This is a genomic window from Curtobacterium sp. MCPF17_003 (assembly GCF_003224385.1).
GTDB classification, from domain to species: Bacteria; Actinomycetota; Actinomycetes; order Actinomycetales; family Microbacteriaceae; genus Curtobacterium; species Curtobacterium flaccumfaciens.
On sequence record NZ_QKLC01000014.1, the window covers coordinates 59,603 to 73,089 of the forward strand.

Annotated in this window: 12 protein-coding genes; 7 read left to right on the plus strand and 5 right to left on the minus strand. The window is 67.5% G+C overall.

Going from position 1 to position 13,487, the window contains the following annotated elements; all coding sequences use genetic code 11:
- Positions 1–4 precede the first annotated feature (4 nt).
- Both DEJ30_RS13895 and DEJ30_RS13900 read right to left on the minus strand, forming a co-directional pair.
- Positions 5–526 carry a hypothetical protein gene (locus tag DEJ30_RS13895; protein WP_146238597.1) on the minus strand — a complete coding sequence of 174 codons (522 nt, stop codon included), beginning with the start codon at positions 524–526 and terminating at the stop codon, positions 5–7.
- A gap of 44 nt (positions 527–570) precedes the next feature.
- A complete protein-coding gene (locus DEJ30_RS13900; RefSeq protein ID WP_110862308.1) occupies positions 571–1,731 on the minus strand; it encodes an ROK family protein in 1,161 nt (386 codons plus the stop codon).
- A gap of 132 nt (positions 1,732–1,863) precedes the next feature.
- Between DEJ30_RS13900 and DEJ30_RS13905 the strand changes: the two genes are divergently transcribed.
- The 6 genes from DEJ30_RS13905 to DEJ30_RS13930 all read left to right on the plus strand — a co-directional run bounded on the left by DEJ30_RS13905 (position 1,864) and on the right by DEJ30_RS13930 (position 9,161).
- The gene (locus DEJ30_RS13905) at positions 1,864–3,162 is read left to right on the plus strand and encodes an extracellular solute-binding protein (RefSeq protein WP_110862309.1); all 1,299 of its coding nucleotides are present in this window, start codon (positions 1,864–1,866) and stop codon (positions 3,160–3,162) included.
- Between the two features lie 12 nt (positions 3,163–3,174).
- Positions 3,175–4,131 (plus strand): carbohydrate ABC transporter permease, encoded by a 957-nt coding sequence (locus DEJ30_RS13910; protein ID WP_110862310.1) that lies wholly within the window; start codon positions 3,175–3,177, stop codon positions 4,129–4,131.
- Positions 4,131–5,045: a carbohydrate ABC transporter permease gene (locus DEJ30_RS13915; protein ID WP_027466185.1), complete on the plus strand. Its 915-nt coding sequence runs from the start codon at positions 4,131–4,133 to the stop codon at positions 5,043–5,045. Before DEJ30_RS13910 ends, DEJ30_RS13915 begins: the two co-directional genes overlap by 1 nt.
- A 92-nt stretch (positions 5,046–5,137) precedes the next feature.
- The gene (locus tag DEJ30_RS13920; protein ID WP_110862349.1) at positions 5,138–6,796 is read left to right on the plus strand and encodes a glycoside hydrolase family 13 protein; all 1,659 of its coding nucleotides are present in this window, start codon (positions 5,138–5,140) and stop codon (positions 6,794–6,796) included.
- 215 nt (positions 6,797–7,011) lie between these two features.
- Positions 7,012–7,947: an ABC transporter ATP-binding protein gene (locus DEJ30_RS13925; RefSeq protein ID WP_110862311.1), complete on the plus strand. Its 936-nt coding sequence runs from the start codon at positions 7,012–7,014 to the stop codon at positions 7,945–7,947.
- Complete coding sequence (locus DEJ30_RS13930; RefSeq protein WP_110862312.1) at positions 7,944–9,161, plus strand: ABC transporter permease; 1,218 nt, start codon at positions 7,944–7,946, stop codon at positions 9,159–9,161. Before DEJ30_RS13925 ends, DEJ30_RS13930 begins: the two co-directional genes overlap by 4 nt.
- A gap of 25 nt (positions 9,162–9,186) precedes the next feature.
- Here DEJ30_RS13930 and DEJ30_RS13935 read toward each other — a convergent pair whose 3' ends face one another.
- Positions 9,187–9,819 (minus strand): TetR family transcriptional regulator C-terminal domain-containing protein, encoded by a 633-nt coding sequence (locus DEJ30_RS13935; RefSeq protein WP_110862313.1) that lies wholly within the window; start codon positions 9,817–9,819, stop codon positions 9,187–9,189.
- Between the two features lie 165 nt (positions 9,820–9,984).
- Between DEJ30_RS13935 and DEJ30_RS13940 the strand changes: the two genes are divergently transcribed.
- Complete coding sequence (locus DEJ30_RS13940) at positions 9,985–11,379, plus strand: recombinase family protein (protein ID WP_110862314.1); 1,395 nt, start codon at positions 9,985–9,987, stop codon at positions 11,377–11,379.
- 70 nt (positions 11,380–11,449) lie between these two features.
- Here DEJ30_RS13940 and DEJ30_RS18270 read toward each other — a convergent pair whose 3' ends face one another.
- Complete coding sequence (locus tag DEJ30_RS18270) at positions 11,450–11,626, minus strand: hypothetical protein (RefSeq protein ID WP_181420144.1); 177 nt, start codon at positions 11,624–11,626, stop codon at positions 11,450–11,452.
- Between the two features lie 204 nt (positions 11,627–11,830).
- A complete protein-coding gene (locus DEJ30_RS13945) occupies positions 11,831–13,351 on the minus strand; it encodes a phage/plasmid primase, P4 family (RefSeq protein WP_110862315.1) in 1,521 nt (506 codons plus the stop codon).
- Between the last annotated feature and the right edge of the window lie 136 nt (positions 13,352–13,487).

The following is a 13,487-nucleotide window of genomic DNA, read 5'->3' on the forward strand; positions in this document are numbered from 1 at the left end:
CGCGTCAGAGCCCGTTCGCACGGCGACGGAGTTCCTCGCGCACGACCTCGGCCTTCGCGAGCGCGCGGGGCGTCGTGATCACCGAGAACAGCAAGAACCCGACGAAGAACGCCACCCCGAACCACCACCAGGGCGTCGAGGTCAGGGCGAGCCAGATGGCGAGGACGACCATCACCCCGAAGACGACCGGCCCGAACCACCGGCTCCGCCGCAACTGTCGGTGGTGCTCGTCGACCGTCGCGGACCACGTGGCGAGATCAGCGCCCTCGGGTACCTCGCCGCGCTTCAGACCGCGCTGCACGTCCGTCAACTCCGTCGCGCCGCCGGCTCGCCGACGAGCCTTGCTGATCCATACGCCGAAGAACGCCGTCATCGCACCGGCGTAGAAGACCGTGCCGATCGCCCGCCCGAGCAAGGAGATGTCTCGAGGGGAGACGAGCAGCCCGATCCCGAACCACATCCCGCCCGCGAACAGGAAGAGCACCGGCAACAACACGGGCATCGGGAGGGATCGGAGACGGTGCACCACGAGATCCTGTCAGATCTGCAAGAACCCGGTGCGCCGCGTGGTCATGATGCGAGCATGGGGCGGAGCGCGAACGCCAGCGGGTCGGCCCGCACCGCGTCGACCGCGTGGGCCACGGCCCCGATGACGACGACGTCGGCCCCGAGCGAGGACGCGACGAGTTCGGGCACCGGGTCGAAGTGCCCCTTCGCGAGCAGGTCACGCGCGCGGTCGATGACGGCGACCGCGGGCTGGGCGATCGCGCCGGCGACCACCACGCGGTCGATGTCGAGCAGGCTCGCGAGCAGGATGCAGACCCTGGCCAGGCGGTCCCCCAGGCGGTCGACGATGGTGCGCGCGACCGGATCACCGCTCCGTGCGGCCGCGAACACCAGGGCGGCGTCGGCGGCGAGCGCGGAGTCCGCGGGGATGTGCCCGGCGGCGACGGCGTCGGCCACGAAGGCGCGGGCGACGGCGCCGATGCCGTCGGACGAGCCGACACCCTCGACGAGTTCGAGCACCCGCATCTCGCCCGCACCGCCGTGGGCACCGCGCAGCAGGACCCCGTCGACGACGAGTCCCGCGCCGAAGCGTTCGCCGGACAGCAGCGCCGCGAACGAGGCGTCACCCGAGGACGGCCGCTCGGCGAGCGCGGCGAGGTTCGCGTCGTTCTCGACGAGCACCCGCCCGTCCGGCACGGCGTCGACGAACCCCGGGTTCATCCGGACCCAGAAGCCGCCGTCATCGGGCGAGGCACCGGCGGCGTCGACCGGTGCCGGGATGCCCACGACGGTGACCAGGACCCGGGCGCGGTCGACGTCGGCCGAGTCAAGTGCGGCGGCCACGGTGTCGGCGAGGACCCCGAGCCGCACGGGCACGTCGAGGCCCGATTCACCGAGCGCGCCCTCGGCACGACCCAGCACCGTGCCGCGCAGGTCGGCGACGAAGGCCGTGACCCGGTGCTGGCCGGCGTCCACACCGACGACGACCCCGGCGACCGTGTCGAGCTCGTAGCGGCGGGCGGGGCGTCCCATCCGGTACTCCCCCGCGGCGCGGGCGTCGTCGAGCTCGCGGAGCCAGCCGAGCCGCACGAGTTCCTCGGCCGCTCCCAGCACGGTCGACCGGGTCAGGCCGGTGGCGTCGATCGCCTCGGTCGCGGTGAACGCCGACGAGTCGAAGGCGTACGCGAGCAGCGTCTCTGCGCTCGTTCCACGGGGTGGCGGCATGTCGTGACCCTATCGCGCGACGAGTTCCTTGCGGAATTAGATTTTCTCGCTACATTTAGTTCCGCGGGTGGCATCGGAGCCACCCGCGGGACGGAACGGCAGGGACGCCGGGTCCGGACGGACGGAGACGACGTGCAAGCACACGCCACCGCCAGGAGCGCAGCATCGGTCAGCCGACGCGGGTTCCTGCTCGGAGCGGGCGGCATCGCAAGCGGGCTCGCGCTCGCCGGATGCGCCCCGATCGGGTCCTCCAGCGCCAAGCCGGAGACCATCACGTTCTACGTGTCGAAGCCCGAGGTCATCGGCTACTTCGACGACGTCATCGCGCAGTTCCACCAGACCCAGTCGAAGGTCCGGGTCGTGCGCGACTCGACCTCGAGCATGTCCGCGAACTTCGTGCGAAACCGGCCGCCGGACCTCGGCTGCTGGAACTACAACTTCTCGGTCGTGCCGTTCGTCGAGCACGGCGCGCTGACCGACCTGTCCGACCTGCCGCAGGCCGACACCATCAACCCCGACCTGTGGCCGCTCATGGAGCAGACCGCCGACTACCCCGGCCGGAAGAGCGCCCTGCCGTACTCGGTGACCGCGGCGTCGGTGATCTACAACAAGGCGCTCTTCGCGCAGCAGGGGCTCGAGGTCCCGACGACGTGGAGCGAGTTCGCCGACGTGTGCGAGCGCCTCACCAGGGCCGGGATCGCGCCGATCTACGGCACGTTCAAGGACAACTGGACGATCGCCCAGGGCATGTTCGACTACTCGATCGGCGGCATGATCGACACCCCGGCTACCTTCGAGGCACTCCGCCGCGAGGGCACGAACGTCGGCAAGGGATCCGCCGTCTCGTTCGAGCGCGACCTGCGGAAGCCGATGGAGCGCATGGTGCAGCTCCGCGCCTGGCACCAGGACGGCGCAGCGAGCCGCGGGTACGGCGACGGCAACCTCGCCTTCGCCCAGGGCAAGGCAGGCATGTACCTGCAGGGACCGTGGGCCCTCGGCGAGATCGCCAAGACCACGAAGGACATGGACCTCGGCACCTTCCCGTTGCCCGTCACCGACGACCCGGCCGACCGGAAGGTGCGCGTGAACGTCGACCTCGCGCTCTGGATCCCGGAGGCGTCGCGCAAGCAGGAGGCCGCCCGCGAGTTCCTGTCGTTCCTGATGTCCAAGCGGGTCAACGACGAGTACAACGCGGACAACAACGGCTTCGGAGTGCGCAAGGACGCTCCCCCGGCGTCGAACCCCGCCCTCCGTGGCATGCAGTCGTACTACGACGACGCAGCCTTCTACCTCGGCGCCTCGCAGCTCATCCCCGCCGAGATCCCGGTCGCGAACTACGCGCAGTCGATCGCCTTCGGCGGCGACCCGCAGCGTCAGCTCCGCACCCTCGACGCCGACTGGGCGCGTCTCGCGCTCCGCACGGCCGCGTAAGGAGACGTCCGAATGGCAACCACGACCACCGAATCCATCACGACGGCGGACCGCCGCCGCCGTGGCGGAGCCGCCACGGGCCTCCAGGCCGGAGGACGGAACGGACGACGCAAGCCCCGCGTCGACCCGCTCTTCCTGGCGTTCCTGCTGCCCACCCTGGTGCTCTTCACGCTCGCCATCACGCTGCCGGCTGTGATGGGCATCGTGCTGAGCTTCACGAACTCCGTCGGCTTCGGCGAGTTCCGCTTCACCGGGCTCACCAACTACGTCGCGGTGTTCTCCGACCCCGCGATCCTGCAGGCGTACCTGTTCACGCTCGGGTTCTCGCTCGTCACCGTGATCGTCGTGAACGCGATCGCGTTCCTGCTCGCCATCGCGCTGACGTCGAAGATCCGCGGCAAGATCGCGCTGCGTGCGGTGTTCGTGCTGCCGATGGTGATCTCGGGGATCGTCATCGCCTACGTGTTCTCGTTCCTGTTCGCGAACAGTCTGCCGGCCTTCGCCACCGCGATCGGCTTCGGGCCGCTCGAGCAGAGCATCCTGGCGAACCCCGACCTGGCCTGGCTGGCGATCGTGGTCGTCACGGCCTGGCAGGCGATCCCGTCGACGCTCCTCATCTACATCGCCGGTGTCCTCTCGATCCCCGGCGAGGTGTACGAGGCAGCCGCCCTCGACGGTGCCAGCGCCTGGCGGCAGCTCGTCTCGATCACCGCACCGCTGACGGCGGGCTACATCCTGATCAACCTGGTCATCGGGTTCAAGAACTTCCTGAACTCGTACGACATCATCGTCGGCCTGACCGACGGCGGCCCCGGCACCTCGACCACCAGTGTCGCGATGTCGATCTTCAAGGGCTTCAACGGCGGCGACTACGCCTACCAGATGGCGAACGCCACGATCTTCTTCGTCATCGCGGTCGTCATCGCCGTGATCCAGCTGCGGGCGACCCGCGGGAAGGCAGCGCTCTGATGTCCCTGCAAGCACCCCTGCGACCGGGGACCACCGCGACCGGCAGCATCCGTTCCGTCGACGCCGACCGGTCCTCCGGCTCGGGCAAGGCCGGCCGCGGTCGTTCGAACTGGCCCGTCACCGTCGTCCTCGTGCTGTGCGCGCTGTCGGTGCTCGTGCCGCTGTACGTCACCCTGACGATGGCGTTCAAGACGACCGGCCAGGCCGTCGACGGCAACGCGTTCTCGCTGCCGGCACCGTTCAGCGTCGACGGCTTCGTGCAGGCGTGGCAGCTGACGGACTTCCCGCGCGCCTTCGCGGTCTCGGTGTTCGTCGCCGCGATCACCGTCGTCGGCACGATCCTGCTCGCCTCGTTCACGGCCTACGCGATCGCCCGGAACTGGGACCGCCGGCTGTTCCGCTGGTCGTTCTTCTACCTGCTCGCGGCCATGTTCCTGCCGTTCCCGGTGCTCGCGCTGTCGCAGGTGAAGCTCACCGGGCTCGCGCACCTGGACAACCCGCTCGGCGTCGCGATCCTGCACGTCATGTTCCAGCTGTCCTTTAGCGTGCTGCTCTTCACGGCCTTCCTGCGGTCGATCCCGGCGGAGCTGGAGGAGAGTGCACGCATCGACGGTGCGAGCACGGGGCAGGTGTTCTGGCGACTCGTGTTCCCGCTGCTGGCACCGATGAGCGCCACCGTCGGCATCTTCGCGTTCCTCGCGTCCTGGAACGACTTCGTGATGCCGTCGCTGATCACCTCCGACCCGGCGCTGCAGACCCTGCCGGTGCTGCAGCAGATGTTCCAGACGCAGTTCAGCAACAACTACAACGTGTCGTTCGCCTCGTACCTGATGGCGATGGCCCCGGCGATCATCGTCTACCTCGTCACCCAGCGGTGGGTGATGGCCGGCGTGACCCAGGGCGCCATCAAGTGACCGACACCGCCGGTGCGGGCCCGACCGCGATCGCCGGCGCAGGCCCGACCGACACACACCCCTCGAACCCCTCGAACCACGAAAGGCCCGACGTGACCGACACCCTCGCCCAGCCCGCCGCCACCACGCACGACGAGACCTGGTGGCGCCAGGCCAGCGTCTACCAGATCTACCCCCGCTCGTTCGCCGACGCGAACGGCGACGGCATCGGCGACCTGCCCGGCATCACCGAGCGGGTGCCGTACCTGGCCTCGCTCGGCATCGAGGCCGTCTGGCTCAGCCCCTTCTACCCGTCCGCCCTGGCCGACGGCGGCTACGACGTCGACGACTACCGCGACGTCGACCCGCGCCTCGGCACACTCGACGACTTCGACCGGATGGTCGAGGCACTGCACGCCGCCGGCATCCGGGTGATCGTCGACGTCGTCCCGAACCACACGAGTGACCGGCACGAGTGGTTCCGCGAGGCCCTCGCGGCCCCCAAGGGCTCCCCCGCCCGCGACCGCTACGTGTTCCGCGACGGCAGCGGACCTTCCGGCGAGGACGCCCCCGCCGACTGGATCTCGATCTTCGGCGGCCCGGCCTGGACCGCCGTCGGCGACGGCCAGTGGTACCTGCACAGCTTCGCGAAGGAGCAGCCCGACCTGAACTGGGCGAACCGCGAGGTCCGCGACGACTTCCTGCACACCCTGCGCTTCTGGTCCGACCGCGGCGTCGACGGGTTCCGCATCGACGTGGCCCACGGCCTGGCGAAGGACCTGGGCGAGACCCTGCCCACCTGGGCCGAGCTCGCCGAGATGCCGAAGGACGGCACGCACCCGCTCTGGGACCGCGACGACGTGCACGAGATCTACGCCGAGTGGCGGACGGCCTTCAACGAGTACACGCCGGCCCGCACCGCGGTCGCCGAGGCCTGGGTCCCCGCCCACCGCCGTGCCCGCTACGCCAGCGCCGAGGGACTCGGTCAGGCGTTCAACTTCGACCTGCTCGAGGCCGACTTCGACGCCGGCCAGTTCCGCACGATCATCGAGTTCAACCTCGGCCTCGCCGAGCAGTCCGGCTCGTCGACCACGTGGGTGTTCTCGAACCACGACGTCGTCCGGCACGCCACCCGCTACGCCCTGCCGCCCCGCGCCGGTGGCACCGACAAGCAGGGCAGCGCCTGGCTGCTCGCCGGCGGCTCGCAGGACGCGCTCGACCGGTCGCTCGGCCTGCGCCGCGCACAGGCCGCCACGCTGCTCGAGCTCGCCCTGCCCGGCTCCGCCTACCTGTACCAGGGCGAGGAGCTCGGCCTGCACGAGGTCGGTGACATCCCGGACGCCGACCGCCAGGACCCGGCCTTCTTCCGCAACCCCGGCGTCGACGTCGGTCGTGACGGCTGCCGCGTGCCGATCCCGTGGACGCGCACCGGCTCGTCGTTCGGCTTCGGTCCGGACGGTTCGCACCTGCCGCAGCCGGCGTGGTTCGCGGACTCCAGCGTCGAGGCCGAGGACGCCGACCCCGACTCCACCCTGAACCTGTACCGGAAGGCGCTCGGCCTGCGTGGCCAGCTGCAGTCCGAGGAACAGCTCGAGTGGATCGAGACCGGCCGTGACGACGTGCTGGCGTTCCGTCGGCCGAACGGCTGGACCAGCGTGACGGTCTTCGGCGACGAGCCCTTCGCGTTACCGGCCGGCGAGCTGCTGCTCACCTCGGCCCCCGTGGTCGACGGCGCCCTGTCGGGCGTGGGGACGGCCTGGTTGCGTTCCTGACGCGACGCTCGCGCCCTGGGCGTGAGCGGACGACGGACGGGAGGCGCGATGCCGGCTGACACCGCGCCTCCCGTCCGCCGGAAACGGGCGTACCTGCCGGAAATGGGCGTACCTGCCGGAAACGGGCGTACTGGGTCGAAAGTTCCGACCAGGTACGCCCGTTCTCGCATCCCATCGCGGCCGTTCTGGGAAGAAAGTCCCGGTAGGGTCGCCGCATGAGCGGGGCGAGCATCAGCGTGCAGGACTTCGTGATGCGGTTCGGCGACCGCAACGTGGTCGACGGGCTGTCGTTCGACGTCGCCCCCGGTGAGACGTTCGGGCTGCTCGGCAGCAACGGCTCCGGCAAGACCACGACGATCCGGGCCCTGCTCGGCATCACCACCCCGACGGCGGGCACGCTGACGATCGACGGCCTCCCCTACCGGCCGGCCACCGGCGGCATCGGCTACCTGCCCGAAGAGCGCGGGCTGTACCGCAAGGAGTCCGTCATCGACGTGATGACCTACTTCGGGCGCCTGCGCGGGCTCCGCGGTGCCGAGGCGACCGCGTGGAGCATGGACTACCTGGCCCGGGTGGGGCTCGCCGACCGCGCGAAGCTGCGCGTCGACAAGCTGTCCGGCGGGCAGCAGCAGAAGGTGCAGCTCGGCATCACGATCATGGACCGGCCGCGGCTGCTCATCCTCGACGAGCCGACGAAGGGGCTCGACCCGGTGAACCGGCGACTCCTGCTCGACCTGGTCGACGAACGGAAGGCTGACGGCGCGACCGTGGTCCTCGTGACGCACCACATGGACGAGGTCGAGCGGCTCTGCGACCGCATCCTGCTCCTCAAGGACGGGCGGGCCGCCGCGTACGGATCCGTGCCCGACGTGCAGGACGCCTTCGGTGGCGCCGTCGCCCGCGTGGGGCTCGACGGCCCGGTGCCGAAGTCGCCGCTGTACCGACTCGCCCGCCACGAGGGGCACGTCGCCTACCTGGTCCCGACCCGGGCCGCCGCTCCGGACGGTGCGGACGTCCTGGCAGAACTGGTCGCGGCCGGGGTGCACGTCACCTCGTTCGAGATGCGCCGGATCCCGCTCGACGAGATCTTCGTGCAGGTCTACGGGCACGACGCCCTCGCCGCTGCGTCGTCGGACGGAGTCGCGGCATGAGCAACCTCGGCACGGTCGTCCGGTTCGAGTTCGTCCGCGCGGTCAAGAAGCCCGCGTTCTGGATCGGCACCCTCGCGCTGCCGGTCGTCATCGTGGTCGTCTCGCTGCTCGTCGGCATCGGGCAGGCCGCCGGCACGAACTCCGTGGTGTCCGGGTCGTCCGCCACGAAGACCCCGTTCCACTACGTCGACGAGTCCGGCCTGGTGTCCGAGTCCGTCGCTGCGAAGTGGGGCGGGACCCCGTCCACCGATGCCGCCGCCGACCGCGCCGCCGTGCGGTCCGGCGACCTCGACGCCTTCATCGTGTTCCCGTCGTCGCCGTCCACGACGGCCATCCGGGTCGACGCCGCCGACCGCGGGCTCTTCGCCAACGGGGTCTGGTCGTCGCTGGCGGAACGGGTGCTCGAGCAGAGCGTCGCCGCTTCGGTCGACGACCCCGAGACCGTGGAGCTGCTCCGCAGTCCACCCGCCACCGACGTCACCACCTACGCCGACGGCCGGGTCGCGCCGGGCTGGTTGTCGGTCGTGCCGCCGTTCCTGTTCGTCGCGGCGTTCTTCGGGCTCGTCATCCTGCTCGCCGCCCGGATGGTCACCGTCGTGGTCGAGGAGAAGGAGAACCGGATCTCCGAGATGATCCTGACGACGGTGACCGCGGGCGACCTGATCCGCGGCAAGGTCGTCGCCATGCTGCTCGTCGGCTTCGTGCAGGTCAGCGTGTTCGTCGTGCCCGGCCTGGTCGGGCTGCTCGTCGCCCTGCCGCTGGTGGCGTCGCAGCTCGGTGGGCTGACGGTCGACCCGTGGCGGATGGTGACCGGGGCGCTGCTGCTCGTCGGCGGGGTGCTGCTGGCGTCCGGGCTGTTCGTCGCCGTCGGGGCCGCCGTGCCGTCGATCAAGGACGCCTCGGCCCTGCAGTCGGCGGCGATCTTCGCGCTGATCATCCCCCTGTACGCGGCGTTCTTCGTGATGACGACGCCGACGTCGCCCGTCGCCCAGTTCTTCACGTACTTCCCGACCTTCACGCCGATCACCGCGATGGTGCGGAACGCCGTCGGGGCCCTGACCGTGACGGAGTCGGTGGTCTGCATCGTCGAGGTGTTCGTCGTCGCCGGGCTGCTGCTGTGGTTCGCGGAGTACCTGTTCCGGCACTCGGTCGCGCAGTACGGGTCGAAGGTGACGGTGCGGCAGGTGTTGTCGTGGCGGGGGCGGCGGGGCTGACCTCGTCGGTCGTCGCCGCGCGGCGTCAGACGCGGACGGGTGCCTCGTCGAGGTCCCACGACGGGACAGCGTGCCGCTTCCATCCCTGGCGCAGCGTGTTCGCCGCACGGTCGAACTCGACCAGGACGTCGATGTGCGGGCGGACGAGCATCTGGATCTGCAGCCCCTCGAAGACCGCGAGCAGCTGCGTCGCTGCCTGGTAGGCGGGGATGCCGGCCTCTTCCGCGCCCTTGTCGAAGTCACGCTGCAGCCCGACGGTCAGCTGCTCGGCGTACTCCTCGAACCGCTTGCGGAACAATTCGGCGAACCCGGACTCCGAGCTGGCCACGGTGATCAGCCCCGCGAGCACCCGGACGAGCCCGGGGTCCGCGACGTCCTCGGCGAGGGTCAGGCGGACGTGCTCGATCGTGCACGCCGGCGGGTTCTTCCGCCGGGTCCCCCGCAGCTGCGACCACCGGTCGTAGGTGACCAGGAGCAGGGCGTCCCAGGTCGGGAACAGCCGCTCGACGGTCTCGAGCGGGATGCCCGCGACGTCGGCGACGACTGCCGCGTCGACGTCGTCGAACGGGTGCAACCGGTAGGCGCGGATCGCCGCGCGCACCGTGCGTTCTGCGAGGGACTCGTCGTCCTCGACGCGTTCGCCGTGCAGGGGTTCCATCCGACCATCTCAGCGCATTCCGGGCCGTTTGTCTCGTCCCAGAGCGGGGGCCGTGCTCCCCGCCGCGTCAGCGCGCCGCCACCACGGCGGTCAGCCGACGGTCACGGGCGCCGCCGGCGGGCGGACCCGCTGGCGCATCCACACCCGGAACCGTACATTGACCGTATGAGTGATCGTGCAGCCCTCTACGTCCGGCAAAGCGTGGAAAACGCCGAGGGCATTGACCGTCAGCGTGAGCGTACGCGCAAGCTCGCAGAGGGCCGCGGTTGGACGGTCGCGGAGGTGTTCGAGGACAACGGGGCCTCAGCGTTCAAGAGCCGCGGGGCCTCAACGGGTTGGGGCCGGATGCTCGCAGCCGCGGGGCGGGGAGAATTCAGGTACGTGGTCGCCGTGGACCTGGACCGGCTGTTGCGGGGACAAGCCGACCTGCTGGCACTGATCGAGTCTGGCGCTCGCGTGGTGACGGTAGACGGGGAGATAGACCTGGCGACCGCTGACGGAGAGTTCAGGGCGACGATGACCGCAGCACTCGCCCGGTTCGAGGTTCGCCGCAAATCGGAGCGTCAAAAGCGCGCGAACCTGCACCGGGTGACACAAGGGAAGCCTGTCCCCGGCCGACGCCGGTACGGGTATGAAACGGACGGAATTACACCCCGGGAGGATGAGGCCGCGGTGGTCCGACGCATCTTCGCGCACGTGCTCGGAGGCGGGTCCCTCTACAGCCTTGCCGGTCAGCTGAACGCTGAGGGGGTCCCGACCGGAGGCCGCGCCTCGCAGTGGAACACCCGCAGACTCCGTGATCTATGCAAAGTCACGGCCTACGGCGGTCAGGTCGAACACCTTGGGACGGTCGCGGACTCGGAGCACATCACGCCGGTGGTCCCCCGCGCCGACGCCGTGGCCGTCCGTCAAATCCTGAACGCCCCATCCCGACGCACTACACCCGGCAATAAACCCGTCCACCTGCTGTCGAGCATCGCTACGTGCGGGGTGTGCGGCGCGACCCTCACAGCGCGCCTGAAGCGGTATGAGTGCAGGGCTTCGAACGGCGGGCACGTCAGCATCCGAGAGGACCGGTTAGACGGGTTCGTCATTGAGGCGGTCGGCTTCCAATGGCGCATCCAAGAGCCGTCTGACGCCGTCGTGAGCGCGGGACTAACTTCCCTGCTCACCGAGTCTGCGGAGCTGGCACAACGCCGCTCAGAGGCCACTGAGCTGATGTTCGAGCCGGGTATCGACCGCACCGTGGTCCGGAAGCGCCTCACTCAGATCGACTCGCGCTCCATCGAGGTTGAGGCTGCAATTGTCCGGGAACGCGGAGAGAGCGCCGCGAACGGGATCGCAGCGGAGGCCCGGGCCGCGTGGGTCGCAGCGGGAGCGGACAACTACTCGGAAGCCGGGTTCCCAGCGTTCTGGGAAACCCTCGAATTGGAGAAGCGCCGTGACATTATCCGGGGCATGTTCTCCGTGACCGTGACGCGCCCGGACGGGAAACGCGGAGAGATGGCCGATTTCGAACGTACTACTATCCTCCGCCTTTCGGACGGTAAAGCTGTATGATAGAAGTACCCATTTCAATCCCGATATGGGAAGCCCCGCGGAATCAGTCAACCGCGGGGCTTTCGCTTTGTCAGTAGTTGATACGAACGATGGCAGTCCACGGAATCAGCGTAGCTTTCTCTCCATGCCCATCAAGGTAAATTCCCCGGTCGTCACGATTGCCGAGAGTGCCTCCGACGAGTTCGCCATTCACAAGCCGTATCTCTACGTCAGTTCCCGTCGGAAGCTCTTTGTACTGATCAGGCATGATCAACTTTCTATTTAATGATTGAATATATATCGGTAGACGGGACTGTCCTCCTATATGGAAAGGATTGACAGATTCTTATGTGCACGGTTCTCAAAGGGCTATTTCCACTTCTGGACCGGGGTGGACCGGGGTACTTGGTTAAAGCTCTATACTCACTTGTATAGGCTCTTAAAAACAACCCCGGTCCACCCCGGTCCAAATTCATGAATTGAACCGAACGCCCTTCCAAACTCGCACCTTGCCCGTCAGGGTTGATGCCCCAAAAGCGTAGCGTCGAGAGAAGATTGTTGACGCGTTGACATTGATGCGGTCCTTTGTGACGTTGTTGCGGCTACACAAGTCATGCGTGCTGAAGCGGCTGGTGAAGGTCTGGTCATTCCAGACTGACCGGCCAGATTCCCTGAGCCAGTCCGTGAAGTCTTCGAACAGATCAGTGGTAGGCATCATAGCTGTCGGATCGAAACTCAGCCGATCTTGGGCATACGCGAGAATCAAGTCAGCTTCGGCGCGCCATGCCTGAGTATCACTCTGAATGGTCAGCGGCGTCGGTAGCTGCGCACGATCGTTGCCGTACCAGAGGCGCGCGCCCTCCACTACCCACGCCAGAACGGCTTCAAGCTGTGCGTCAGTGTTGTCACGGATGCGCTCACGTAGGCCGGGAACGCCATGACGCTCGTTAGGGGCCATGAGCGGTTCGGAGGGGTGCACGTACTTATATGGGAACAGGACCAGCTGAAGCCGTCTCCACGTGCCGTGGTCGGTCTCGGCAACCTGTAAGTCATAATTGGTGTCCACAAACAGCGTGTGTGTTGTGTTCCAACTCACGAAATCCTGACGCATGGCACGCGCCGTCATGACAGGCGTTCCAATCAGGTCTTTTAGGCGCTTAGTTGGGAGCCGGTGGCCGTCCGGTGTCTCTTCAATGAGCGCGTAACGAGCACCGCGAAGTGTCATCATTTCCGTGGGGTGTTCACCAGGGTTGGCAAGCAACACCTTGTCGGGAACCACGACACCGTAGCCGCCTACGGCCCTATGGATACCTTGCGTGATCGTTGACTTACCGTTCTGGCCTCCACCCTTCTGAATGATCAGTACATCATCGTCCACAGGGTGGCCCGTTATGGCCTGCCCGTATCGAACCTGCATGTACTCCCGCACATCATCGGGAAGGGCCTGTAGCGCCGTGTGCCAGTCCTTGTGCTCTGCACCTGGGTAGTAATCCACCGCAGTAATCTTCGTGAGCATCCACTTGGGGTGGTGATCGAAGATTGTGCCAGACGTCAGGTCAATGATGCCGTTCTGAGCGTTGAGGTAATCAGGGTACCTGTCGAATTCCGCCGCATCCGTAGTGAGCAGACCCTTCAGGAAATAGGAGACGTTGACAGCCTTGTTCTTAGCTAGGAGGATCTTGTACTGCGTGTTCGTGTGAGGGTCCGGGTGAGCGGATATGACCTTGACGAACATCTCCTTCAGAATGGCGCGAACCACGTCAATAGCAACGGGTTCGGGTACAGCTGACCACACCTGACCGTCCCATTGCATCCATCCCCAGTCCTTCACCCATCGCAACGAATGGCGAAGAGGGGCAATTGGGTTGATGCGACCGGTGCTATATGTCACTTTGCCCGTTGCAATGTACTCAGCAAGTAACGAGTCTTGAATAAGATTTTCGTCAATCATTGCCGCCCCCGGGGCCTCCGAGGGCTTGGGTAGTTCAGTCATAATTATCTTTCTTGAAATAAGAACCGCCCGGCTCAACCTCTATGAATCTCACAACATAGAGGGAGCCGGGCGGAAGAATTTGGTAAACAGCCGCGAGGGTGAGATTGTGGCTGTTCTACTATTGTACGGCTATTCG